The organism is Acidisarcina sp., from assembly GCA_035539175.1.
Taxonomy (GTDB): Bacteria; Acidobacteriota; Terriglobia; order Terriglobales; family Acidobacteriaceae; genus JANXZS01.
This window is the reverse complement of the sequence record DATLIY010000007.1, coordinates 142,481-166,082: the sequence shown is the minus strand read 5'-3', so window position 1 is coordinate 166,082 and position 23,602 is coordinate 142,481. Positions and strand designations below refer to the sequence as shown.

Genomic DNA, 23,602 nt, shown 5'->3' with positions numbered 1-23,602 from the left:
CGGGTGCGTGCGGAGAAGAGGATTCCATGAGCGTCACCCCCTCCAAGGCTTTGCGGTTGCTTTCCTTGCTCCCAACGCACCCGGTGGAGTTTTACGACCGAGTGATGACGGTTGTAGAGGTCAAAAAGGAGCGCGGGATTTCCTCAACCAAGACCTGCGAGTTTATGTCGGTAATGGATGCGCTCAGCGCGGCACTGAATGTATCGCAGGACGACATCGCGAAGATTCTTGCAGAGAAGGATCTAGCAGCGATTGAAAAGGCCGTGTCGGAGAGGATTGCGGAAGCCAGCGCAGAAGACTCGTTCAACCGGAATCATAACGGAGACTTCGCGCTGGCCAGATCGATCTATGTCATCTGCCGGCTCCGCATGCCGGATGTGGTCCTGGAGACGGGAGTGGCGAATGGAGTCTCAAGTGCCTTTGCGCTCCAGGCACTAGCGGTCAATCGGAAGGGAAGACTTTTCAGCATTGATTTTCCGCCGCTTGGGAAGGAAGCTGATCAGCATGTTGGCGCGCTCGTTCCTCAACATCTAAGAGGCCGCTGGAAGCTCTACCTCGGGCCTACCAAACGAGTTCTTCCCGACATTCTTGCTTCCATTGGTGAACTGGATGTCTTTATTCACGATAGCCTCCATACGTTTCGCAACATGACGTTTGAATTTGAGTCGGTCTGGCCGAGGTTGCGTCCCGGTGGAATTCTGCTATCAGACGATGTGGGGATGAATGATGCGTTTGCGGATTTTGCCGCCACGGCGAAACCGTTGATGCCCACGTTCATTCAGGAAGAGAACAAGGACGCCCAGTTTGGAATCATGGTCAAGGCGGCCTGATAGAGGGGGACTCGCCGGGCATACGACGAGTGCTTGCCGCGGCGGGAGCCTCTTCTGTTTCCTTTTGACCACACTCAGGCCCGGACGATGATCCTCCTGCGCGTCCGAGCGCAGAGTGATAAGGTGCGTCTATCGGGCAGAGGCAAAGAGAGAAATCGGTCGCAGCGTCTCTCACGTCAATCGATGCGATACAAGCAGGTGCTGCGGTATATAGGGATGGGAAATCCGCTGTAGCATCGCCTGACGGGGCTGGAAATCGAAGAGACGGGCACAGACAGACAGGGAATACCGCCGCAAGCCGGGGGGCAGCAGATCTATGAGAGAAATGGGAGATAGCCCGAGGGAGCACCGGGAAAATAAGTTAGCGGCCTTTGCGAGTATCCTTGCGGCCAGCCTGATTCTGTTGGCGTGCACTGCGTGCAAGGGCTTTTTTGTGGATCCAACGCTGTCGTCGATCGCGGTGACGCCGGCAAGTGCGACTGTCACTATTGGGGCAACGCAGCAATACCAGGCCGTGGGAACCTATAACGACGGCAGTACAAAGGTCATATCGCCGGTGTGGACGTCCTCTTCACCGACCACGGCCACGATCAGCAGCGGAGGACTGGCAAAGGGCATTGCCGCGGGAACAGCCACCATCACTGCAACCTCCGGCGGGGTGAGCGGTACAACCAGTCTCACGGTACAAAGTGCCGCCCTGCAGTCGATTACCTTGGCTCCGCTGAATCCGACGATTAGCCTGGCAAAAGGAACGACCCAGCAATTTACTGCTACAGGCAAGTATGCCGATGGAACAACCCAGGACATTACCAAAACGGCTACCTGGACTTCATCGGTGACCACTACAGCGACAATCGATGCCAACGGGCTGGCGACAGCCATCGCGACAGGCAACACACAAATCCAGGGCAGCTCGGGCGGAGTGAACGCCACCACCACGCTAACGGTAACGCAGTAGCAAACAGCAGAACTGAAAAGGGCACCGCCAGAACTCTGGAGGTGCCCTTCTGCGTGTGCCGGCTTACACGTTACTGAGCCGGTGCTGCTGTTGCATCGGCTGCACTCTCTCTGGAAGTGATGCTGACCGGAGCCCTGAGGGTGAAGGTGATGGTCGACTCAGCAGGAATCGAGATGTTCTTATTTCCCGTAAGTGCTGCGCCTGCCGTACCTGCGCCGGCACCGAGCAATCCACCAATCAAAGCGCCCTTACCACCGCCGGCGAGACCGCCAATCAGCGCGCCACCACCGGCGCCGCCGCCGATCATTGCCGTACTGCGCTTGCCCTTGCCACCCGCGCTCTTCTCATAGGTGGAAGTCGATACGGGATGAGATGCGATGGACTTGAGGGTTACGCCCAGGTCGCCGGCTCCCTTGAATCTGCCCTGGCCATGAGCGGCCACTACGGTGCCGGAAACGGGAGCACCTGCCCGGAAGAGCAGCTTGCCTTCAGAGGAGAGGGAATTCACCAGCGTTCCCGAGAAGGGATCACCGACATTGGCAGTCTTTGCGCTGATTTCCGAGCCGGTACGTATGGTGACAGCAGTGCCGGAAGGAATGGTGTAGACCTTAGGTGGTGCTGGAGGCCGTTCGATAGCCCTTGGAGCGGCTGCTGCAGCGGGCGCCGAGTTGGAAGCGGCCATGTTGGAGCCGGGCTGTGCCGACTGATACTGATTGGGCGCGGTGGTGCTGGAGGTTTGCGGACTCGCGGCTGGCGGGGTCGTCTGGGGAGCGGGCTGTTTATTGCAACCTGCGAGCAGAACCAGCCCCGTGAGACCGATGGACAGGATCCTGCCAGGGGTGAGAGCGGTAAGGGGGTGAGCGATCTGGCTACTCTTTATTTCCATCATGTAATCTTCCCTTCGGTTAAACTGCGTCCTACATCTCGTTCCTATGATCCACAACAGGGCATCGCCTCCAATGGACGGCATCGCACCCTCACATCGTATCCCCAAATGTAACCACAAGTGCAATCACAAAGGAATAACACGAGCGTGCTGAACGTTGTGTGCGATAGAGACGATCCAGTCGGTCATCTTATGGATCAACGCCGTGGTAACCTTTCCATCGCTGCAAGTAGCCTGATGTATGCCGGATTGACATGCAAGGGGCCATAAGAATAAAAACAACAGGTTCATCGATTTATCTATATCCGCGCTCCATCCATTGGGAGACGGGAAAAGTGTGTGCATCCATGGGGCGGTTTGGAGCGTCATCCAACCCTGTCTACCTGGGTTGACAGAATCGAATCATGTTTTCATTCACTTGTCGAACGGAGCTCGGAGCATGTTCTCGTGGCAAAGGAAGTCCCTCATACCATTGCTGTGCCTATTCTTTTTCGGTGTTGCAACCATGAATCTTCCTGCGCAGGAGACCCAGCAGAGCGTTTCGCTGGATTCGGGATGGGAGTTTCGCGAGATTCCCACGGCGGCGCCTGCACCCGGAGACATGCCATCGGAGTGGAGGCCAGCAAAGGTTCCCGGCGATGTGCATCTGGATCTGATTGCGAACAAGCTGATTCCCGATCCTTTCTACCGGGACAATGAGGCGAAACTGCAATGGATCGAGAATGCCGATTGGGAGTATCGCAAAACTCTCCAGGTGACCCCGGAGATGCTACGCCACCAGCATTTGGACATGGTATTTGACGGCCTGGACGCATATGCAGAGATCTACATCAACGACAAACTGGCGCTGACCGCGGACAACATGTTCCTCGGCTGGCGCATCGATGCCAGGCCGTTGTTGAAGGCGGGGGACAATCAGCTTCGCATTGTCTTTCCGTCTCCTATACGTGCGGCGGAGAAGATCGCGGTGAAGGATCCGTGGCGTTCGCGGACGAAGGTGGAAGCAAAGACCTATATTCGCAAAGCTGCGTATGAATATGGCTGGGACTGGGGCCCGCGTTTTGTGACCAGCGGAATCTGGCGTCCGGCCCGCATGGAGATGTGGGATAAGGCAAGGATCGCCGATCTTTACATCCACCAGAAGGATGTCAGTGCGTCCGTTGCACACTTGTCGATTGAGGCAGAGGTCATTGCCTCCGGCGATGGTGGGGCGACCCTTGCCGTGGATTACGGCACAGGGGAGAAGCGCGCGACAGTCTCCCGCAACGTGGTACTGGCCAAGGGAGTCAACCACGTGATTCTGCCGCTGGACATCAACCAGCCGGAGCGCTGGTTCCCAATTGGCTATGGCGCCCAACCTATTTACAAATTCAATGCCAGGTTGAGTATCGGTAAAAAACTGGAGGCGGAGCGGCAGGCGCGCGCAGGATTGCGCTCGATCGTGTTGCGGCGTGATCTGGACCAGTGGGGCAGATCGTTTGAGATAAACGTGAATGGGATCCCGATCTTTGCCAAGGGTGCAGATGTGATTCCATTCGACTCATTTCCCAGCCGTGTGACAACGGCGCAATACCGGCAGGTACTTGAGTCGGCTCGCGATGCCAACATGAACATGATCCGGCACTGGGGCGGCGGCTACTACGAGACGGACGAGTTCTATGACATGTGCGATGAACTCGGCCTTATGATCTGGCAGGACTTCATGTTTGGGAACGATTGGCAGCCCGGCACATACGCCTTCAAGCAGGGGGTGGAGAAGGAAGCCGAGTATCAGGTGACGCGTCTGCGCAACCATCCAAGCATCGTGCTCTGGTCGGGGAACAATGAGACCGAAGCGGCGATGTCCTGGAATGGACGCCAGAGTCTGCCCGCCGATGTGAAGCTGCAGATGTGGCAGGACTACCTGACCATCTTCAGCGGGATTCTGGATCGCACTGTGAACCGGCTCAACCCCGAGACACCTTACTGGCCAAGCTCTCCTTCAGCGGATTATGAGGAACTCTCGGAGAACTTTCAGTCCGGGGACATGCATGACTGGAGTGTCTGGCATGGACGTGTTCCGTTTACCGAATATGAAAAGCATTTTCCGCGATTCATGACGGAATTCGGTTTCCAGTCATTTCCGGAACAGCGCACGGTGGATGCTTTTACACTGCCGGAGGATCGAACCAGCATTTTTACCCCGGTGATGTTGTCGCATCAGAAGAACAACGCAGGGAATTCGATTATTCGCGATTACATGCAGCGGTATTACGGCACGCCAAAAGACTTCAATAACTTTCTTTATGCCAGCCAGGTATTGCAGGCGGAGGCGATGCGGATTGGCGCGGAGCATTTGCGCCGGACAAGACCGCGCGCGATGGGTGCGATCTACTGGCAGTTGAACGATTGCTGGCCTGTGGCATCCTGGGCCAGCCTGGATTCTTATGGACGCTGGAAGGCTCTCCAATACTATGCGAAACGGTTTTATAGTCCACTGCTCGTCTCTCCGCACGTGGAGAACGGAGTGCTGGCCGTATACGTCGTCTCGGACAAGATGACGCCGACGAATGCACAGCTTCGGCTTCGGCTGATGAACCTGGATGGCACAGTGATTCGCGACGAGCAGCAAACGGTGGAGATACCGGCGCTTTCCAGCAAGAGCTACATGGTGTGGCCGCTGACGGAATTTGTGAGCAAGGACGGAACCGACTCCGCGCAGATTTATGGCGCTGCGGAGTTGCTGGTTGGCGGTCAACGAGTTTCCAGCAACATCGTTTACCTTGCCCCACCGAAGCTGGTGCATCTGCCTGTAGCTGCCATCGAGGCTACGCTGGCGCAATCGGGCGATGCATACACCTTGCGGCTTGCATCGAAGGCGCTGGCGCGGAGCGTCTACGCATCCTTCGGGAACCACGACGTGAAGATGTCAGATAACTACATCGATCTTCTTCCAGGAGAAGCACAGGAAATCAGGATCACCAGCAAGGCATTGTTGGAGGATCTACGTTCGAGCCTGAAAGTAATTTCTCTGGTAGACGCCATTGGTCCGACAGCCGAGGCTGTCGAGCCCTCCGTAGCACATTAACGAAGGGCACGCGACAAGGGGCAAGACAAGGGGCAAGAAGAGGGGCCACTCGATAATAGGGTGGCCCCTGTCGCTGTCCAATAATTCTCCTGCGAGTCGCGCGCTCTTCAAGCTTGATCCTTGGTTATACTTGCGAGGTATGACACGCGCAGAGATACTCATTGAAATCGAAGGCGAGATTGCGAAGCTCGTCCAAGTCCGTCGCATGCTGGTCGAGAGCGGCAGGGGATTAAGGAAGATTGATTCGTTGACCCGGCGCGCGCTCGCCAGCCATGGCAAGGTTCGGGGAACGGCGACGAACGCGGCGGCAAATCGCAGCAAGTCCGCGAGCAGCATACCAGCGAAGCGGGTGTTGAGCGCCGAGGGTCGGCGAAGGATTGCCCTGGCGCAGAAGAAGCGCTGGGCTCGTCAGCGCAGGGCGCAAAAGGGGATGTAGTGCTTTCAGGCAACCGGTGCCTGCGCCGTACGATGCCACAGGCGGCGCAGTGTCTTCACCATCCATCGAGTCATCAGGATCGCAATCAGGGTAAGCGCCGCGGCAATGGTGGCAGCAGTCCACGGGTGTTGCGTCACGAGCCATGTCAGGCCTATGGCAACTCCGTCCTCGGTAGTGCTGAGGGCGATATTAGAAACAGGCTCTGGACTCGGTGTGAGAACGGCGCGCACCGCCGTCTTCGATCCATGGGCTGCTAGAGCAATCGTGGCGCCAGCTGTGGTGGCGAGCACCTGCATTCCAGGCGAGAGGTGCGAGGTGGCTCCGTAGGCGATCAGGGCCGCAACTGGAACACGAATGAACGTGTGCATGGTGTTCCAGACCATGTCAAAGCCGGGAATTTTATCTGCGATGAATTCCGCTGCGAAGAGCGCTCCGCTGATGCCGATGACCCACCATCGCGAGAGTACCTCCAACCCCTGCGGCAACTGGACCCAGTGCGCATGCGCAAGCAGGCCGAGCGTAAGCACAGTGGCATAGACATTCAAACCGGCAGCGAAGCTTGCAGCGATCACCAGCGCCGCGATCGTGCTTGGAGTGAAGGCGGTCATAAGGTACTCTCCCGTGATGGCTGATTCTAGTACATTTCGACGAAAGGCAGTAACTCTCCTCCTGCGGCAGAGAGGCTTGGCTCCGCGGTGAAATGCTTCTTTGTGAGAAGCGCAGGGAGTGGGATGATGAAGGAGCCCATAAGGGATAGCAGGGAAGCTTAAAAGATGGAAGGTGAACCAGAAGAATGCGGAAGACTGAAACTCAAATACTTGTCACGCTGGTAGCAATGTTCTTTACGCTCCCAACCGCAGGGATAGCGCAACAGAAGCCTGCGGCACCCGCCGAGGACTATGTCAAAGCGCACTACACAAAATATGAATACCGCATTCCGATGCGTGGCGGGAAGAAGCTGTTCACCTCGGTCTACGTGCCGAAGAATGCGTCGGAGCCCTATCCGATTTTGATGGATCGCACGCCCTACAGCGTCGCCCCTTATGGAGAAGATCAGTATAAGTCGTCGTTAGGACCATCGGATGAATTCGAGAAGGCTGGTTACATCTTTGTTTACCAGGATGTGCGTGGCCGCTTCCTGTCGGAAGGTGAATTTGTCGAGATGCATCCGCACATCGACGTGAAGAAGGGACCGCAGGATGTGGATGATGCGTCGGATACCTACGACACAATCGAGTACCTGTTGAAGCATGTGCCGAATAACAACGGCAAGGTCGGTATCTGGGGAATCTCGTATCCGGGCTTCTATACTTCGGCCAGCATGATTGATTCCCATCCGGCGCTGAAGGCCTGTTCGCCGCAGGCTCCGATGACGGATCTCTTTCAGGGCGATGATTCCTATCATGGGGGCGCCTTCATGCTCTCGGCAAGCTTTGGCTTCTATACATTCTTCAAGCCGTTTCCGGAGCCGAGCCTGCCACCACGAGAGCCGTCCTTTCAGTTCAGCACACCGGACAGCTATGAGTTTTATCTCAATGCCGGTTCGCTCTCGAATCTGAACAAGACGTATCTCCAGGGAAAGAACCGCCTCTTCACCGACCAGATCTCTCACGATACCTATGACAGCTATTGGCAACAGCGAGACTTGTCGCGCCACCTGAAGAACGTGAAGTGCGCGGTAATGACCGTGGGAGGATGGTTTGATGCGGAGGACCTCTCTGGTCCGTTCAAGGTGTATCACGCTGTCGAGCACAACAATCCAGGGACTCCGAATGCTTTGGTGATCGGCCCATGGGTTCACGGTGGCTGGGCGCGCTCGGAGGGAGATCATTTGGGCGATGTGCAGTTCAACGCGAAGACGGCGGAATTCTTTCGCGCAAATCTGCAGTTTCCATTCTTTGAACACTATCTGAAAGGGAAGGGCGAAGCGCCAGCGGAGGCGGAGGTGTTTGAGACGGGCACGAATGTGTGGCGCAAATATGCAAGCTGGCCGCCGAAGGCAGCGCAGGCAAAGATGCTCTATCTGCGTGCCGGAGGAAAGCTCTCCTTCGATCCTCCCACAGAGAGTGGCTCGGTGGATGAGTATGTGAGCGACCCGGCGCACCCGGTGCCGTTCGTCTCCTACACGACAGACACCGTGCCGCAACGCTACATGGTGGACGATCAGCGATTCGCCTCACGCCGCACGGATGTGCTGGTATACCAGAGCGACGTGCTGGAAGAAGACGTGACGATCGCAGGCCCGGTTTCTCCAAAGTTAAAGGTTGCGTCATCGGGGACTGATTCGGATTTTGTCGTGAAGCTGATCGATGTGTATCCCAACGATTATCCCGATCCGGAAGAGGACATGGTGGGTAAGCGGGTGCTGAGTGCTCCGCCGCTGCGTATGGGCGGATATCAGCAGCTGCTGCGTGGCGAGCCGATGCGCGCCAAATTCCGCAACAGTTGGGAGAAGCCTGAGCCTTTAAGCCCCGGCAAGATGACAGAGTTGGACTTCACCATGCCGGACTTGAACCACACCTTCCGTAAAGGACACAGGATTATGGTTCAGGTGCAAAGCTCCTGGTTTCCGCTCGTGGATCGGAACCCGCAGAGCTTTGTCGACATACCGAATGCCAGGCCGGAGGACTTCCACAAGGCTACGGAGCAGATCTTTGTTGGAAAGGGAAGCGCCTCGGGAGTGGAAGTGATGGTGCTGCCTCAGCCGTGAGCCAGCCAGGAAGCTGTGAGGTGGCGAAGTTGTGGTGATTGATACAGTCCGCTGATTCACCCGAATCAGCGGACTGTATCTGTAATAGTTACGAATATCTTTTCTAAATGGACGAGAGCAGGTCGGGGTGTTGGTCGGCCATCGTGGCGATCATTTCACCGAAGAGGGAATTGCACCAGGCAAACCAGGACCGTGTAAACTTCCCGGGGTTATTGGGATCGAGCGACTCGTGCATGAATCCTGTGCCTGCATCGGTGCGCATCAGCATCTCGATGCAGTTCTTGATTTCGGCGGAATCGGTGCTGGTGAGCGCGCGCATGATGATCGAGAGTGGCCAGATGGTTCCCGGGCCGGTGTGCGGGCCGCCTACACCCTCGGCATACTTGCCGCGCATGTAGTAGGGATTGTCTTCGCTGAGGGCGAAGTTGCGGGTGTTCTGGTAGAGCGAATCCTTGCGATCGAGACAGCCCAGATAGGCGAGGGATACAAGGCCGGGAGCATTGGCGTCGTCCATCCACAGGCGGTTTCCGTAGCCGTCGATTTCGTAGGCAAAGATTCTGCCGTGCTTCGGATGTTCCGTGATGGCGTATTCTTCCAGAGCCTTCGCCAGTTGCGCGGAGAGGCTCTTCGCAGAGCTTTCGAGCGATGCATCGTGCAGGACCTCACGCGCGATCACTGCCAGTTGATCAAGCGACGTCCGGGCGAACATGTTCGACGGCACGAGAAATGGGAACAGGCAACTGTCGTCCGAGGGACGAAACGCGGAGTGGATGAGGCCGATCTTGCGGGTGGGATTGCCGCGGCCGTCGTTGGGGGCGTTGTCCGTAAAGCTGGTGGCCTTGCGCGCAAAGCGATACGGAGAATCGGCGGTGATGCGCTGCTCGACGCGGAAAGTTTCAACGATGCGATGCGCGGCCTGGCTCCATTCGGCAGTAAAGGGAACCGGGTCGTGCGTCTGCTGCCAGTAAAGATAGGCGAGACGGATGGGGTAGCAGAGCGAATCGATCTCCCACTTGCGCTCATGGACGCCGGGCTTCATGGTGGTTTCGTCATCCTTCCATTCGCCATAGCGGGCGGATGAGTAGAAGGCATTCGCATACGGATCGATCAGGATACAGCGAGCCTGGCGGCGCATCAGCCCACGGTACATCTCGCGCAGGTGGGGATCCAGATGGACCAGAGATAGATAGGGAGTGGTTTGCGCAGTGGAGTCGCGCAGCCACATCGCGTCGATATCTCCGGTGATGACGAACGTATCTGGCTGGCCATCCGAGGTGGAGAAATCCACGGTGGTGTCCAGAGTGTTGGGATAACAATTCTCAAAGAGCCATGCTAATTGCGGATTGCGAATCTTTTTCTTGACCTGGGCTATGCGTTCGTCTACCGCGGTCGATACAAACTTTCGTTTGCCTGGCTCGGGTCTTTTGGAGGGCGGAGCGGCTGCGCTCTGTGCAAAGGCTCTATCGGAAGAGAAGAGTGATGGCGTGGCCGCGGCGGAAGCCAAGGCAATTGATCCAGCTACAAAACTACGGCGATCCATGGACACCTCGGATAAGGATTAATTTAGCGATGTTTTGATGACCTACCAGAGTATCAACTTGGGCCGCGTGGCGTGGGGAAAGATTGAGGCAATTCTTCCGAGGCATAAGGAAGGGCGGCCCTGGAGAGCCGCCCGTTCGAGAGATAAAGGAACTTTAGTTTACGGTGACGGGAATGTCGAGTTTGTGCATGACCGATCCGTTGGTGGAGCTTGTCACAGTTACGGTGTAATTTCCTGGAGTGGTTCCAGTTGTACCGCCGCTCGTGCTGCCAGTCGTGCTGCTGCCTCCTCCACCGCATCCCGTCGCGGAGATGACACCCACGAAGAAGAGGAGTGACACTATCGCGCGCCAGCTGCTGCGCCGCGCCGGGATACCGAAGAAGAGAAGGCATGCCAGTACCGCGCCTCCGCCGCTAGTAATCCAGCCGGGATAGTGCACCGCTCCAGATTTGGTGGTGCTGGTTGCAATGGTAAGCGTTGCGCTCGCAGAGGATGTCCCACTGATTGCGACGGTCGCAGGAGAAATGCTGCAGGTGGGGATGGAGACCGCGTTGGTGGGGCCAGCGGTGAAAGCACAACTCAGGCTGACCGTTCCGCTGAAGCCATTGGATGGGGTGAGTGTCAGGGTTACAGGCTTACTTTGGCCTGCAGAGAGGGCAAGGGAGGTGGACGCCGCAGACAGTGCCGCATCCGTGACGGTGAATGCTACCGGGCCCCCGCTGCTTCCCGTAAAGCTGGCATCTCCTGAGTAGACGGCGCTGATGCTATGCGGGCCAGGGTCATAAGAATAGATTGGCAGTTCGGCGCTGCCATTGGAGTTGACAGCCACCGTGCTGGCAGTGACAGGCGCGTGAGTATCCGTAAAGGTGACGGAACCAGTTCCCAGTGGAGTGGGAGATGTCTGTCCCTTCTGCGACTGGCCAATGGGCGTGGCGTCGACAGAGACGTAGGTTCCATAAGGGAAGCTCGTGTTAGCGACGCTGACCAGGTTGTTGCCTACGATGGTTTGGGCGGTGAGCTGGAGAGTACTGGCCTCCGGGGCTACTGTGATCTGGACTGCAGGAGAAGCGCTGCCTGAGAAAATTGTATCGCCTCCGTAATTTGCAGAGACCGAGTAACTACCGCCGGGGAAGTAGCTGTAGCTGGTCGAGGCGGTCCCGGACGTGCCCAGGGTTAGGAAGCCTAATCCCCCTGCATCCGCACTGGTGTTGCTGCTGACGAGACCTACATCTCCGGTGGGCGTGCCGCCGCTGCCGGAGACGCCTATATTGATCGTTACTGGCGTGCCATGGGTGAAGGTTGTCTGACTAAGGCTGAGCGTGGTTGTGCTGGCGCTAAGGCCCGCGCTGGCCCAGTTCTTGATCATCGCAGTGGCATCGACACTGCCGAGACCAGAGGCGAGATCGTAGCCCGTGCCTGCGTCATAGCCGGTGAGGAAGCTGTTGGTGCCGCAGTTCGCGGCCGTTCCCCCGCTGCAATAGACAGAGATATTGCCCGTTGTGACGTCATGAAAGACGGCGGGAGCGGTCTGTGAGAGTTTGTAAAGCACGCTGTTCGCCTGGCCCAGCCTGTGGCCAACGCTCTGTTGCACCAACGCCAGCATTCCTGCGAAGGCGGGGGCGGAGGTCGATGTGCCACCGAAGCCCGAGAGGTAATAGGTGTTGGTGGAGGTGTTGGGTACGCAGTCTGTAATCGTCACTCCGGACGAGTTGACATAGGGAGAAGCGCAGACGGCCCACGTTGCAGAGTAGAGGCCATCCGCGGCCAGCAGGGAGACATCGGGCAGGTCTCGCACCCCATCCTGAGGCGTGACGTTCTTCTGCCATGCCGGCTTGGTGTAGTAGATGCTTACTCCGCCACCACCACCCCAGATATTCTTGGCTCCGTTTTTATCGGTGAGCGGCGAGTTCTGCGCGAGCTTTCCGTCAAAACTGGTGGAGTCATTCCAGGGACCCTCAGGAATGTACTTCAGGGCTGAGCCGCGAGTGCCTTGACGGTTCGTTGTGCTGGCATAGGTAAGAAAGTTGGTGGGGAGAGTGGTATAGTCCGTTCCGCCGACGGCGATATTGTACGGCGAGGATGCCAATCCGTTTACCCCAAGGCCCTTCGAGGCGACTGTTACCGCGTTAGGATCGTCGCAGCCTGCCGATCCGGAGTCTCCGGTGGATACCGTGACGGAGATACCCTGCGCCGCGGCCTGCTCCCACAGGCTGGAAATGTACTGATTCCCGCTGTTGCCAAAGGCAGCTTCGCAGTTGCCGAAGCTGACGTTGAGAATGCTGGCGGTGTTGTCCTGCAGCGCTCGTGTAATGGCGAGGAAAAGACCATCCTGCAGGGTGGTGCTAGCAGCGGTGTAGAGAATTGTTTTTGCGCCCGGGGCAAGTGCGCCTGATATTTCAAGGTCGAGTAGCGCCTCGTCTTCAGCGTCATTGTGGCCAGGGTCGGTGCCATCCACGATGACCTGTGGGGTATTGGCTGGTAATCCGAAGATCGTGCGGTAGTGGTCCACGTCGGAGGTGTTGATCTGAGAGACGCCGGCGACCGCGATCGTGATGCCCGATCCGTCGTAGGACGGCGTAGTGGAAGAATAGTTGAGGTTCAGAGATGCGTTGGGTGTGTTGTAGATGGTCGCTGCATCGGCTGGGCCCACGTAAAGAAAGTTGCCGCCCGAGGTCGAGGTAAGCAGCGGCGTAACCGTATGCGTACTGGGATCATAGGTGGCGCTGGGGGCTCGCGTGCTGTTTGGCCGAGCCGTAAAGTTGTTCAGCGGGCTGAGGCCTGCAATGACTGGCGCGAGCGCAGTTGGAATACTCGGGTCCGTGGTGTTGGCCCAGTGTTGTTGTCCGTGCACGATAAAGCTATGGATTGAGGTCTGGAATGTCCCCTGAACCTGGCCGACACTGCCGGAGAATTCCAGCGCGGTGCGACCTTTCGATATCTGGTTGACCTGGAACCCGTGACCCTGTAGCCAGTTGGTGACGGTCTGGATATCCGCGTCCGCTGGCCCGTAGAGCTTGCCGAACTCTTCGGGTGTGATGAATTTGTGATAGCTCGGGGACGTGGGATCTTGAAGCGCCCGGAGATACTCATCGAGCGCCTTCTGCTGCTCCGGCGCGCGCTTGAGGAGGAGGAGCATGCGTTCCGCAGGCAGGGAGACGGGAGCCGCGCCGCGATCGAACTCTGCCCGCGCCAGGGGATGAACATTGCCGCGCAGGCGAACCGGCGCGTTCTCGTTGATCGGCGCTGTTATGCGTGAGGGGATGATTGTCTGTGCGTGAAGGCGGGAAACGCCGCCGAAGCCGGTCGTGAGCAGAGCAACTAAAAGGAAGCGCGGAAACGAACCAAGGGCAGAGCGGATCTTCATCAGCATAATGGTCCTGTAAGGGAAGATTCTTATCGTGTGTGCAGCAGCTTTACAAAAAACAAAACGGGATGGAACCATCCGAATCGATCCTGGTAACGGATCCTCCGTGAGGGTACCACCTTGCGCGAATTGCCGCGATATTTTCAGAACTGCGAAAGAATGAGGAGTCGAAAGGTTGTTGCCGGTTGGCGGCGGAATTGTTTTTATATCTCGTGACGGCCTTCCATCGCTCGTGCCATCGTGACCTCATCGGCGTACTCGATGTCACTTCCAGCGGGAACCCCGGTAGCGATGCGCGTTACTTTGACGTGAGTGGGGCGCAAAAGGTCGGCGAGATACACGGCAGTTGCTTCGCCCTCGATGGTGGGGTTGGTGGCCAGAATAACTTCATCGACCTCGCTTGCCTGAACTCGCAGAAGCAGATTGGCGGTGCGCAGATGCTCGGGGCCTACTCCGTGGAGCGGAGAGAGTGTGCCGTGCAGCACGTGATAGACACCACTGTAGGTGCGTGTTTTTTCCACGGATGAGATATTCGTCGGTTCCTCGACAACACAGACGAGTCGCTGATTGCGAGTCGGGCTGGAGCAGTAGATGCAGGGATCGACATCGGTGATGTTGTTGCAGATGGAGCAGAGGCGCAACTTCTCTTTCAACTCGCGGACCGCATCTGCGAGGGCGCTGGCATCCTCCTCGCTGGAGCGCAGAATATGAAATGCGAGGCGCTGGGCGCTCTTGGAGCCGATGCCCGGCAGCTTCTTCAATTCGTCGATGAGCCGCGACATGGGCTCGGCAAATCTTGACAATCGGAACTCTCCCAAAACCGCTCTGCAGAATCTTACGTCAAACCCGGAAGATTGAGGCCGCCGAGCACTCCGCTGAGGTTGGACTGGACCACTTCATCCGCCCGCCGTCCTGCCTCGTTGAAGGCCGCGGCGAGCAGATCCTCCAGCATCTCGACATCGGCGGTGCTGCCACTAAGGCTCATGACGGCAGCAGGATCAATTCTGACCTTCAGCACCTGCTTGCGCCCGTTCATGGTGATCGTGACGGCACCACCGCCCGCAGTGCCCTCGACAACCGTCTGACCGAGCTTCTGCTGAACCTGCTCCTGCATCTGGCGGGCCTGTTCCAGCATCTCCTGCAGTTTTAGTGGATTCATCTCGTGTCTCCGTCGAAATGTGACCTAGCTCTTCTCGCTAAGGTCGAGAACGTTGCGTACCTCAGCCTGAAAGAGGTCCTGCGCCTGCTGAACCAGTGGGTGCTTGAGCGCGCGGCCATGGGCGCTGCCCTCGCTGGCCTTGCGGGGGGGAGCCTTTGTTTCGCCGCCTTTGCTGTCTCCGTTGCCGGGAACGACGGAAAGCTTCTGTGTCCAGCCACCGGCGCGCATGGCGTTTCGCGCAATCTTGTCGGCCTCGGCGTTCATGGTGAGGCCGAGCATGGTCTTCTTAATAGCAACTTCCGCCTGGATCGTACTTCCCGAAAGAGACCATGTACCGGCGGCCAGCAAAGCCGCGGCGGTGTGATGACCGCCATTCTCCAGTGCGGCGGAGACGGCTTCGCGGATTGCATCGAGATCGATCCCTGCGTCTGGGCTTGCGGGTTTGGCCTCGGGAGCCAGGGCGAGAGCCCCAGAGGTTCCGTTCCCGGTAATGGGAGCCGCGGCAGCTGGCTGTCGCGATGGGGGAGTCTCAGCCTCGGGCGCAGTGGCCACGACGGGTTGGGAGGCAGCTTCGATCGGCGCGAGCGGGCGTGGCGATGCCGGACTGGGCATCGGTCCAGAACTGGCAATCGGTGGGGGGCTGGAGATTGGCGCAGGACTGGGAACTGAGACAGGGCTGGGGACTGGCGCAGGACTGCCCGAGGCCGCGAGATCAACCATGCCTTTGACAGCCGGCGTGCTCTGCAACACTTCTCCGCCAGACTTGCGATTGCGGTCCGCCTCAAACGGAGAAAAAGAAGGCGCCGCCTTGGCTGGGGCGGGAGGGGCAGCCGGGCTTGCTGGAGCCGTCGTGCGCGCTGACGTGTGTGCCGTCTCCGTGTGTGCCGTCTGCGTGTGCGAAGCTGCCGCCGACGGGGTGCTGCTGCGGCCAGAGGACGGCAAGGTCGCGGCTGGACGGGACATTCCGGACTTTGCGCCGCCCACGGGCAACTGGCTCAGCAATTCCTCGATAGGCAACAAGCGTTGCAGATGGACCAGCTTTATCAGGCCGAGTTCCAGGTGGAAGCGCTGCTCCTGCCGGTAGTTCAGCTCGTCGAAGGTTCGCAGCATCATTTGCAGGAATCGGGACAGGTCTTCTTCGCTAAAGAGGCTGGCGGAGCGTACCGCGCGTGCCCGTTCGTCGGGAGAGAGCTGGATGAGCTCCGTCGCCTCTCCACCCAGCCGGGCCATGAGGCAGTTACGCAGGTAGCGGACAAACTGGCGGGCCAGCTGCGAAGGGCTGTGACCGGCGTTGAGCAGTCGATTGATCTCTTCGATGACGGTGGCGCTCTGGTTGTCGCTGACAGCCTGCAGAACGTGCTCAAAGACGCTGTTGGGCACGGTTCCCATCAGCTCGCGGATCTGCTCCGCATCGAGGCGGGCGCGTCCGTTCTCCATCGGGGCGCTGGCGATGGCCTGGTCCATGATCGACAGTGCATCGCGCATGGAGCCGTCTCCGGCCTCAGCCAGCAGAGCGAGAGCCGCATCCTCCGCGAGAATATCCTCCGCGGTGGCGATGCTGCGCAATTGCGCCAGAATGTCGTCGAAGCGGACGGCATGAAAGCTGAAGTGCTGGCAGCGGGAGCGGATGGTCTGCGGAATGTCTTCCGGCTGCGTTGTCGCCATCATAAAGATGACGTGGTCCGGCGGCTCTTCCAATGTCTTGAGGAGCGCATTGAAGGCCGCATCGGTAATCTGGTGAGCCTCGTCAAGGATGTAGATCTTGTAGCGGTCGCGGGCAGGGGAGTAGCGGGCTGCGTCCCGAAGTTCGCGGATCTCGTCGATGCCGCGGTTGGTCGCGGCGTCGATCTCGATGACATCGACGGCATTCCCGGCGCGAATCTCGGTACAGGATTCGCATATCCCGCAGGGCTCCGGCGTGGGGCGCTGCTCGCTGCCGATGGCGGTTCTGCAATTCAGGGCCATGGCCAGGATGCGGGCAATGGTGGTTTTGCCGATGCCGCGGTGGCCGCTGAAGATGTAGCCATGGGCGATGCGTCCCTGCGACAGGGCATTCATCATGGTGCGGGTAACGTGGTCCTGTCCCGCAACGTCAGAAAAGCGCTGGGGCCGGTATTTGCGAGCTAAAACGAGGTAAGCCATTGTCTCTCGGTGTGTTGCATGCAGGGTAGCTTCGGCAGGCGAAAACAATCCCTAAAAAACTGATTGTATCCGCTCGCCAGCTACCCTGCTTGCGATGCAGTTGCCTCGGCGTCCAATTACGCCAGAATGGCTGTTCGCGATGCGATCTGGATCAGCGCCGGTACCACATCCAGGCGAGAAAACAGGCGAGGATGAGCAAGGCGAAGGTGATCAGCAATTGCAGGCGTTCGGGGCGGCCTGTGGTGTCCCGGGAGAGATGGGGTCCGAGAAATGCGATTGAGTTTCCCAACCCAAAGGCCAGTGCCGCGGTTACGAAATAGACGCTGCGGGGTACGTGGCCCGGAATGAGAGACAGCAGCAACAGGCAGCCGCCCACCGCTACTACGTTCATCAGAACGAGCTTCTGCCATAAACGCATCGAGTCACCGTCTCCCCGTTCCCGATACTATCGCTCTGGATACTAGCGTTCCCGAATCTGCAGAGTCAGGCGCGCGTCCGATTTTGCTTCCCGGCTTGCTTTCCGGGGGCAGTGGTGTGCTGAACCCGGTCGCCGGTAGCAGGCTTGCGGCCGACCATTTTCTTGCCCGATTGCGCCTTTTTGCCTGGGTCCCGTGCGCCCTTCGTTTTGGCCAATGCTGCCTTGGCTGCCCGGCGGCGACGGCGGATTTCCTCGCGGGAATACATGGTTCCGCGGCAAGTTTTCGCGCCACAATTGCAGAAAGCCTCGCTCTCATCTCCATCGTAGAGGTTGTAGTCGTAAGTGAGCTCTTCGCCCGCCGCGATATCCCGGATCGCTTTGATCCAGACGCGCCCCTTCTTTTCGTCCGTTTCGCAATTGGGATCGCAGGAGTGGTTGATGAACATCGCGGTCCCGTGCCCATCGATCACAACGGAGCCGTCGCCGATGCCGAACAGGTAGGTGACCGGCAGGTTCTGATACCTCTCGTCGGCAATTTCTTTTGAAATACGCGGCCCGGTGTACTCGACCACACGGGTATTCGCGCGGATGGGTGAGGTCGTGTAACAGCCGGCTGCATGGATGGCGGAAGAACGGATAATAAGGGCCATGGATTTCAATAGTTTCTGGCCGAGTATAGCAATACGCGGCGACGGCTGCATCCTGCCGGGAACAAAGGCGGAACCAGGCATCTCCATCCTGTGGCAGATCGTCTAGACTGAAGAGGACTATGTTGCGTCCTTCGACTCTCGTCTTTCTCCTTGCCGTGCTGAGTGGCGTTCCTTCGGTGATTCTGGCCCAGGAACAATCCCACCCAGCGACTCCAGAGAAAACCGCATCCACGCCAGCCCAGGGGCCGGGGAGCGATAAGGCTGCCACTGAGTCGGGTCAGCCCCAAAAGAAATCGGGTGCGGAAGAAAATCCTTTTCCAGAGGCGCAGTCGGAGAGTGCAGCCAGGGAAGCGCGGTCAGGACAGGTTCGGGCAGCGCCGGCGGATGAGGCTGGGGAAGGCTCGTCGAGCGCCGCTGGGCAGCCCCCGGATGGCCAGGGTGCGAACTCCACCGATGAGGGGGTTAGTTCCAGCCGAACGCGATTGGAGGGGCTGGACGACAGCGATCCCGATGCCTCCCGAAAAGAACAGAAATCGATCGCCCAGCCCGTACACAATCCCAAGATGGCAGCCGAGGATATCGGGATCGGGAAGATGTATTTCCAGACGGAAAACTATAGGGGAGCCTATATCCGCTACAAAGAGGCCCTGTCGCTGGACCCTGAGAACGCAGACGCTGCATTTGGTATAGCCGAGTCGGCGCGCAAGATGAATCAGATGGACGAAGCAGCGCAGAATTACAAGCTCTACCTCAATCTTGATCCGGATGGACGGCGGGCGAAAGCGGCGCGCAAGGCACTTGCGGAAATTGCAAAATCTGCGCGCTGAATCTCACCACGTGAAGGAAATGGCATACATATTAGGGACGGGCCGGGTCGCGTACTAACACCTTTGTCGCACCAGATAATGCGATGGTATGGTTTGCAATCGCGATCTCAGGTGCTAGCCTCTGCGTGGTTGTTACATTCCGCCGGGAAGGCCGGACAGGGGTAGCTAGATAGGGACTACCAAGTTCTTGGTTGGAGGTCTATCGTCCACGAAAGTGCGTATTGAGGAGCACTTTCGATATCAATTTTGGGTGAAAGAATCGAATGCATCCCATACTTCAGAACGTTGAAAATCTGTTTCATTCCGTCCTGGGTTCGGTTGACGCCGAGGAGGCGCAGGTGCATCCCGGCGGCAATCTGCTGCGCTGGAATGTTCAACAGGTTGTGGAGCATCTGATTCTCACGTATCAACTTACGAGTACGACCCTGACGACCCGGCTGGAGAAACGCCGCCCGACGGCTGCCAAGTGCACTTCGCTGGAATGGTGGCTGCAGATGGTGGTCCTGAGCCTGGGACGGATGCCCAAGGGGGCCTCTGCTCCTCCTGAGACCGTGCCGCCGCAGTCTTCGCTTCCGCTGAGTGGCCGCGAACTCGCGTGGAAGCTCTCCAGTGAGGCCGAAAAGATGGATGAGCTGTTGAGCCAGTGCCGGACGATGTTCGGGCTCCAGAGAGTGGCAAGCCATCAGATTCTGGGGCCGCTCCGGGTGGACCAATGGCGCCGGTTCCACGTGATTCATGGACTTCACCATCTGGACCAGATACAGCGCATTCTGGCGGAAGCTCCCACAAGCCATCTTCCCCGGCAGGCTACGCCTGTGCTTCCGAATGGGGTCAAAAGAAGCCCATATACCAGTGAATCGTACGCCAGCCCAGGAATAACGCGTAGATAGCCGCACAGGCTAGAAATGTGCCAAAGGGAAGCCGCTCTTCGAGCCACCCTTCTTTGCTCTGCTGCGAAGGCTGCAGCAACCGTCCAGCAATTCCTACCAACGCCGCGGCAACCACTGCCACAAAGAAAACCAGTATCGTGCGCTCGACGCGCAGCCACGCCGCGATCATTGCCAGCAGTTTAGCGTCGCCCAGTCCCATTCCTTCCTGGCCGCGGATCCATCGATAGAGCATACGGATAAAAACGATGCATGCGGCGGCGAGTACAGCCGAGGCTGCCGACGCGCCCATTGCGCTCCACGGCGAGGCTGGCGAGGATGCCAGGGATCCGGCTTGCGGTGCGACCAGCGCACGTCCTATCAGTGCACTTCCAGATTCGGCAAAAGCGAAGGCTATACCCAGAACTATTCCAGGCAGCGTGAAGGCATCTGGCAGGCGCATTGTCTCCGCGTCCATCACGGCCAGCCCGAGCAGCAGAAAGCAGAATACGGCGGCTCCGGCGAAGCTCAGGGTCCACCCAAAGGTGAAGTAGCAGGCGATCCAGAGCGCGGGCAGGGCGGCTTCGACGAGTGGATAGCGCAGCGATATTTTGGCGCTGCAGGTGCGGCATCGTCCGCGGAGAAGAATCCAGCTAAGGAGCGGTATGTTGTCGGAAGCCGGAATAAAGGCTCCGCATCGGGGACAGTGGGAACGCGGGGTCACAACCGACTGATGCTGCGGCAGCCGGGAGATGCAGACGTTCAGGAAGCTGCCGAAGGCGAGACCGAAGAGCGTTAGGAAGACGGACGCGAGCAGGGTCATCTCTGGATACTGGCAGTATACGGGGTAGCGCTGCGGAGTTCGGTTTAAAGTGTAGGCATGGATAGCCCGGAATTTCAGCGAAAAGAACAGAATCTGCCAGAGGCCGCATTTGCGGAGGCGGTTGCAATCATGGCGCGTTTGCGAGGTCCCGGTGGTTGCCCGTGGGACCGCGAGCAAAACTTCGACACGATACGAAAGTACACGCTGGAGGAGACCTACGAGGTTCTGGACGCCATCGAGCGCCGGCATTGGACGGACCTGAAGGAAGAACTGGGCGACCTGCTGCTGCAGGTGCTCTTCTATGCGCAGATGGCCACTGAGGCAGGCTACTTCACGATTGCGGAAGTAATCGATGGTTTGAATCGCAAGCTGATTCGCAGGCACCCGCATGTCTTTGGGGAGGAGGCAGCGGCAGCCGCTGGAAATTCTGCGCAACGCTTGACGACGGAGGGTATCGATGCGGCGCAGGTTCTCCGTAATTGGGATGAAATCAAACGGGCGGAGAAGATTGCGCGCGTCGAGGAAGAAGAGAAGGAGTCGCGGCTGGATTCCATTCCGCGTGGGATGCCCGCTTTGTTGGAGGCCGCCAAGCTGGGGTCGCGTGCAGCCAAGAGCGGCTTTGACTGGCCGGAGATAGAAGGACTCTTTGCCAAACTGGATGAAGAGACAGCCGAGCTGAGGGAGGCAATAGCCGAGAGTGCGACATCGGAGGCAGGCTCCCATGCGGCCGTCGAAGCAGAGGTCGGAGATCTGCTGTTCACCGCGGTGAATCTAGCCCGCCGTCTGAAGGTAGATCCCGAGATGGCGCTTCGTGGCACGAATGCGAAGTTTCGAAGGCGATTCCGCGCAATGGAGTGTGCCGCGGCGGAGCCACTGGAATCGCTGCCGTTGGAAGCGCTCGATCACCTGTGGAACGATGCCAAGGAACTCGAGAGGAATGTGGATGGAGGGTTGAAGCCGTGAATGATACTTCAACGGTTACAAATCCTATTTTGATTCGCTCCTGCTCGGGGCTGGAGGAACTTGCCGCCTGTGTCGATCTGCAGATTGAGGTCTGGGGTTACTCCGGCGGAGACGTTATCCCCAGGCGCGAGTTTATCGTGATTCAGAAGATTGGCGGGCAGGTCTTCGGAGCATTTGATACTTCGATCCCGGGAAGTGCTCCGGAGGGAGAGGCGCGCAACCTGATCGGTTTCGCAATGGCTCTTCCCGGTATTCGTAACAGTAAAGGTTACTTACACTCGCATATGCTGGCGGTACGGGCGCCATATCGTAATCGAGGCATTGGCCAGAGGCTGAAACTGAGCCAGCGAGCCGATGCTCTTAGCCGGAAAATTGTCCTGATGGAATGGACTTTCGATCCGCTGGAGATTAAAAACGCTCATTTGAACATTCGCCGGCTGGGAGCGATTGTTCGTCGCTATACGCCGGACTTTTATGGTGTATCCTCATCCCAGTTGCAGGCGGGCATGCCTACGGACCGTCTGCATGCCGAATGGTGGATGGATTCTTCTCGCGTTTGGAGGGCGCTCTCGGGTAATCTCCCAACGACAGAGGTTGTGGAAACGATTCTGATTCCAGCGGCAATCGGGGAGTGGAAGCAGGCGAAGGATCTGACGCAAGCTCTAGCGGCGCAAAGGGAAGTACGGGAGCAGTTTCAGCATGCGTTCGAGCGGGGGCTTGCCGTGATGGACTTCGAAAAGGATGCTGAAGGCAACGGAGTTTTCCAACTTGGAATCGCAGGGGAAGATGCCTTCTGCTGAACGGTTCCTAAACTGTATTGAGACACGGGTTTTATGAAGATAGAGGCTATTTTTCTTCGCGAACTTCGTATCCCGCTTGTGCGGCCTTTTGAGACCAGCTTTGGGCGCACGACAGAGCGGCGCATTCTGCTGGCGGAGATTCGCGCAGACGGATTGAGTGGATGGGGAGAGTGCACTGCTGGAGAGCATCCCTACTACAGCGATGAGACAGTGGATACTGCCTGGACCATAATGCTGGCCGAACTGGCGCCCGTTCTCGCTGCGGCTGAGGTTGCGCACCCGGGAAAGATTCCGCACCTCTTTGGGCGAGTGCGTGGGCATCGCATGGCAAAGGCGGCGCTGGAGAATGCGGTCTGGGACCTGCAGGCGCAGATGGAGGGTGTGCCGCTGGCACAGTTGCTGGGCGGAGTTCGGGAAGTGATTCCGTGCGGGGTTTCGATTGGGATTCAGCCGAGCATAGAACTCCTGATGGCGGAAGTGGAGAAGGAACTGGCCGCCGGATATCAACGGATAAAGCTGAAGTGCAAGCCGGGCTGGGATACCGAGGTTTTTCGAGCAGTACGCCAGCGCTGGCCGGAGATTTTGCTGAGCTGCGACGCCAATTCTGCATATCGTGTGCGGGATTCCAATCATCTGTTGAGCTTCGATGAATTTGGATTGTTGATGATCGAGCAGCCTCTATGGGCAGACGATTTTTATTTCCATTCGATGTTGCAGAAGCAGTTGGAGACGTCAATTTGCCTGGATGAATCGATTCGTAACCGGCGCGATGCTCTGGCGGCAATCGACATGGAATCATGCCGCATCATCAACATCAAACTGGGCCGGGTGGGTGGTTTCAGCGAGGCCATCGCGGTGCATAATGTTGCGCATGAGCGGGGAATCCCTGTGTGGTGCGGAGGCATGCTGGAGACGGGGATTGGCCGCGCCCACAACATCGCTCTTTCTTCCCTGGAGAACTTCTCCCTGCCAGGAGATGTCTCGGCCTCCAAGCGGTATTGGGCTGAAGACATTATCGAGCCGGAGGTGACTGTCTCTTCCGCCGGGGAGATTCAAGTGCCTACGACACCAGGGCGGGGCTTTGAAGTAAAGACAGAGCTTGTGGAGCGCCTCACCGTACGCAAAGAGACTATCCGCGCGCTGGAACTGGTGTCCTGAGACGG

Annotated in this window: 20 protein-coding genes; 10 read left to right on the top strand and 10 right to left on the bottom strand. The window is 58.2% G+C overall.

Annotated features, from left to right (window positions below):
- The first annotated feature begins 26 nt into the window (after positions 1-26).
- Together VM554_03385 and VM554_03380 are read left to right on the top strand one after the other, a co-directional pair.
- Positions 27-830, top strand: a complete 804-nt coding sequence (locus tag VM554_03385; protein ID HVJ07399.1) for a class I SAM-dependent methyltransferase — start codon at positions 27-29, stop codon at positions 828-830.
- Positions 831-1,155: 325 nt separating this feature from the next.
- Complete coding sequence (locus VM554_03380; GenBank protein HVJ07398.1) at positions 1,156-1,788, top strand: Ig-like domain-containing protein; 633 nt, start codon at positions 1,156-1,158, stop codon at positions 1,786-1,788.
- 70 nt (positions 1,789-1,858) lie between these two features.
- On the opposite strand, the gene VM554_03375 is transcribed toward VM554_03380, so the two are convergent.
- The gene (locus VM554_03375; protein ID HVJ07397.1) at positions 1,859-2,677 is read right to left on the bottom strand and encodes a hypothetical protein; all 819 of its coding nucleotides are present in this window, start codon (positions 2,675-2,677) and stop codon (positions 1,859-1,861) included.
- A 502-nt stretch (positions 2,678-3,179) separates the two neighbouring features.
- Here VM554_03375 and VM554_03370 point away from each other — a divergent pair.
- Both VM554_03370 and VM554_03365 read left to right on the top strand, forming a co-directional pair.
- Positions 3,180-5,741 carry a glycoside hydrolase family 2 protein gene (locus tag VM554_03370; protein ID HVJ07396.1) on the top strand — a complete coding sequence of 854 codons (2,562 nt, stop codon included), beginning with the start codon at positions 3,180-3,182 and terminating at the stop codon, positions 5,739-5,741.
- Positions 5,742-5,880: 139 nt separating this feature from the next.
- A complete protein-coding gene (locus tag VM554_03365; protein ID HVJ07395.1) occupies positions 5,881-6,177 on the top strand; it encodes a hypothetical protein in 297 nt (98 codons plus the stop codon).
- Between the two features lie 5 nt (positions 6,178-6,182).
- On the opposite strand, the gene VM554_03360 is transcribed toward VM554_03365, so the two are convergent.
- On the bottom strand, positions 6,183-6,785 hold the full coding sequence (locus VM554_03360) for a DUF4126 domain-containing protein (protein ID HVJ07394.1): 603 nt from the start codon (positions 6,783-6,785) through the stop codon (positions 6,183-6,185).
- A gap of 185 nt (positions 6,786-6,970) precedes the next feature.
- On the opposite strand from VM554_03360, the gene VM554_03355 reads away from it, so the two are divergent.
- A complete protein-coding gene (locus tag VM554_03355) occupies positions 6,971-8,887 on the top strand; it encodes a CocE/NonD family hydrolase (protein HVJ07393.1) in 1,917 nt (638 codons plus the stop codon).
- A 103-nt stretch (positions 8,888-8,990) separates the two neighbouring features.
- Here VM554_03355 and VM554_03350 read toward each other — a convergent pair whose 3' ends face one another.
- The 7 genes from VM554_03350 to VM554_03320 all read right to left on the bottom strand — a co-directional run bounded on the left by VM554_03350 (position 8,991) and on the right by VM554_03320 (position 18,211).
- Positions 8,991-10,427 carry a glycoside hydrolase family 125 protein gene (locus VM554_03350; protein HVJ07392.1) on the bottom strand — a complete coding sequence of 479 codons (1,437 nt, stop codon included), beginning with the start codon at positions 10,425-10,427 and terminating at the stop codon, positions 8,991-8,993.
- A gap of 154 nt (positions 10,428-10,581) precedes the next feature.
- The gene (locus tag VM554_03345; GenBank protein HVJ07391.1) at positions 10,582-13,791 is read right to left on the bottom strand and encodes a protease pro-enzyme activation domain-containing protein; all 3,210 of its coding nucleotides are present in this window, start codon (positions 13,789-13,791) and stop codon (positions 10,582-10,584) included.
- Positions 13,792-13,994: 203 nt separating this feature from the next.
- A complete protein-coding gene (gene recR / locus VM554_03340; GenBank protein ID HVJ07390.1) occupies positions 13,995-14,594 on the bottom strand; it encodes a recombination mediator RecR in 600 nt (199 codons plus the stop codon).
- A 32-nt stretch (positions 14,595-14,626) separates the two neighbouring features.
- Positions 14,627-14,950 (bottom strand): YbaB/EbfC family nucleoid-associated protein, encoded by a 324-nt coding sequence (locus VM554_03335; GenBank protein ID HVJ07389.1) that lies wholly within the window; start codon positions 14,948-14,950, stop codon positions 14,627-14,629.
- Between the two features lie 24 nt (positions 14,951-14,974).
- Positions 14,975-17,092, bottom strand: a complete 2,118-nt coding sequence (gene dnaX / locus VM554_03330) for a DNA polymerase III subunit gamma/tau (protein ID HVJ07388.1) — start codon at positions 17,090-17,092, stop codon at positions 14,975-14,977.
- A gap of 151 nt (positions 17,093-17,243) precedes the next feature.
- The gene (locus tag VM554_03325) at positions 17,244-17,510 is read right to left on the bottom strand and encodes a hypothetical protein (GenBank protein ID HVJ07387.1); all 267 of its coding nucleotides are present in this window, start codon (positions 17,508-17,510) and stop codon (positions 17,244-17,246) included.
- Positions 17,511-17,575: 65 nt separating this feature from the next.
- Positions 17,576-18,211: an SET domain-containing protein-lysine N-methyltransferase gene (locus tag VM554_03320; protein HVJ07386.1), complete on the bottom strand. Its 636-nt coding sequence runs from the start codon at positions 18,209-18,211 to the stop codon at positions 17,576-17,578.
- Positions 18,212-18,279: 68 nt separating this feature from the next.
- Here VM554_03320 and VM554_03315 point away from each other — a divergent pair, with 68 nt between their 5' ends.
- A complete protein-coding gene (locus VM554_03315) occupies positions 18,280-18,987 on the top strand; it encodes a tetratricopeptide repeat protein (GenBank protein HVJ07385.1) in 708 nt (235 codons plus the stop codon).
- A gap of 263 nt (positions 18,988-19,250) precedes the next feature.
- Complete coding sequence (locus VM554_03310; GenBank protein HVJ07384.1) at positions 19,251-19,877, top strand: DUF1569 domain-containing protein; 627 nt, start codon at positions 19,251-19,253, stop codon at positions 19,875-19,877.
- On the opposite strand, the gene VM554_03305 is transcribed toward VM554_03310, so the two are convergent.
- The gene (locus tag VM554_03305) at positions 19,819-20,676 is read right to left on the bottom strand and encodes a prepilin peptidase (GenBank protein HVJ07383.1); all 858 of its coding nucleotides are present in this window, start codon (positions 20,674-20,676) and stop codon (positions 19,819-19,821) included. The two genes, VM554_03310 and VM554_03305, sit on opposite strands and share 59 nt — an antisense overlap.
- 57 nt (positions 20,677-20,733) lie before the next feature.
- Between VM554_03305 and mazG the strand changes: the two genes are divergently transcribed.
- The 3 genes from mazG to menC are packed head-to-tail and all read left to right on the top strand — an operon-like array spanning position 20,734 to position 23,597.
- Positions 20,734-21,639, top strand: coding sequence for a nucleoside triphosphate pyrophosphohydrolase (gene mazG, locus VM554_03300; GenBank protein ID HVJ07382.1), 906 nt, complete (start codon positions 20,734-20,736; stop codon positions 21,637-21,639).
- A complete protein-coding gene (locus VM554_03295) occupies positions 21,636-22,439 on the top strand; it encodes a hypothetical protein (GenBank protein ID HVJ07381.1) in 804 nt (267 codons plus the stop codon). Before mazG ends, VM554_03295 begins: the two co-directional genes overlap by 4 nt.
- 33 nt (positions 22,440-22,472) lie before the next feature.
- A complete protein-coding gene (gene menC / locus VM554_03290; protein ID HVJ07380.1) occupies positions 22,473-23,597 on the top strand; it encodes an o-succinylbenzoate synthase in 1,125 nt (374 codons plus the stop codon).
- The last annotated feature ends 5 nt before the right edge of the window (positions 23,598-23,602 follow it).

Bases quoted from the DNA above. Each gene is read 5' to 3' on its own strand.
- VM554_03385 (HVJ07399.1), top strand. From the start codon at position 27: ATGAGCGTCACCCCCTCCAAGGCTTTGCGGTTGCTTTCCTTGCTCCCA.
- VM554_03380 (HVJ07398.1), top strand. From the start codon at position 1,156: ATGGGAGATAGCCCGAGGGAGCACCGGGAAAATAAGTTAGCGGCCTTT.
- VM554_03375 (HVJ07397.1), bottom strand. From the start codon at position 2,677: ATGATGGAAATAAAGAGTAGCCAGATCGCTCACCCCCTTACCGCTCTC.
- VM554_03370 (HVJ07396.1), top strand. From the start codon at position 3,180: ATGAATCTTCCTGCGCAGGAGACCCAGCAGAGCGTTTCGCTGGATTCG.
- VM554_03365 (HVJ07395.1), top strand. From the start codon at position 5,881: ATGACACGCGCAGAGATACTCATTGAAATCGAAGGCGAGATTGCGAAG.
- VM554_03360 (HVJ07394.1), bottom strand. From the start codon at position 6,785: ATGACCGCCTTCACTCCAAGCACGATCGCGGCGCTGGTGATCGCTGCA.
- VM554_03355 (HVJ07393.1), top strand. From the start codon at position 6,971: ATGCGGAAGACTGAAACTCAAATACTTGTCACGCTGGTAGCAATGTTC.
- VM554_03350 (HVJ07392.1), bottom strand. From the start codon at position 10,427: ATGGATCGCCGTAGTTTTGTAGCTGGATCAATTGCCTTGGCTTCCGCC.
- VM554_03345 (HVJ07391.1), bottom strand. From the start codon at position 13,791: ATGAAGATCCGCTCTGCCCTTGGTTCGTTTCCGCGCTTCCTTTTAGTT.
- VM554_03335 (HVJ07389.1), bottom strand. From the start codon at position 14,950: ATGAATCCACTAAAACTGCAGGAGATGCTGGAACAGGCCCGCCAGATG.
- dnaX (HVJ07388.1), bottom strand. From the start codon at position 17,092: ATGGCTTACCTCGTTTTAGCTCGCAAATACCGGCCCCAGCGCTTTTCT.
- VM554_03325 (HVJ07387.1), bottom strand. From the start codon at position 17,510: ATGCGTTTATGGCAGAAGCTCGTTCTGATGAACGTAGTAGCGGTGGGC.
- VM554_03320 (HVJ07386.1), bottom strand. From the start codon at position 18,211: ATGCAGCCGTCGCCGCGTATTGCTATACTCGGCCAGAAACTATTGAAA.
- VM554_03315 (HVJ07385.1), top strand. From the start codon at position 18,280: ATGTTGCGTCCTTCGACTCTCGTCTTTCTCCTTGCCGTGCTGAGTGGC.
- VM554_03310 (HVJ07384.1), top strand. From the start codon at position 19,251: ATGCATCCCATACTTCAGAACGTTGAAAATCTGTTTCATTCCGTCCTG.
- VM554_03305 (HVJ07383.1), bottom strand. From the start codon at position 20,676: ATGACCCTGCTCGCGTCCGTCTTCCTAACGCTCTTCGGTCTCGCCTTC.
- mazG (HVJ07382.1), top strand. From the start codon at position 20,734: ATGGATAGCCCGGAATTTCAGCGAAAAGAACAGAATCTGCCAGAGGCC.
- menC (HVJ07380.1), top strand. From the start codon at position 22,473: ATGAAGATAGAGGCTATTTTTCTTCGCGAACTTCGTATCCCGCTTGTG.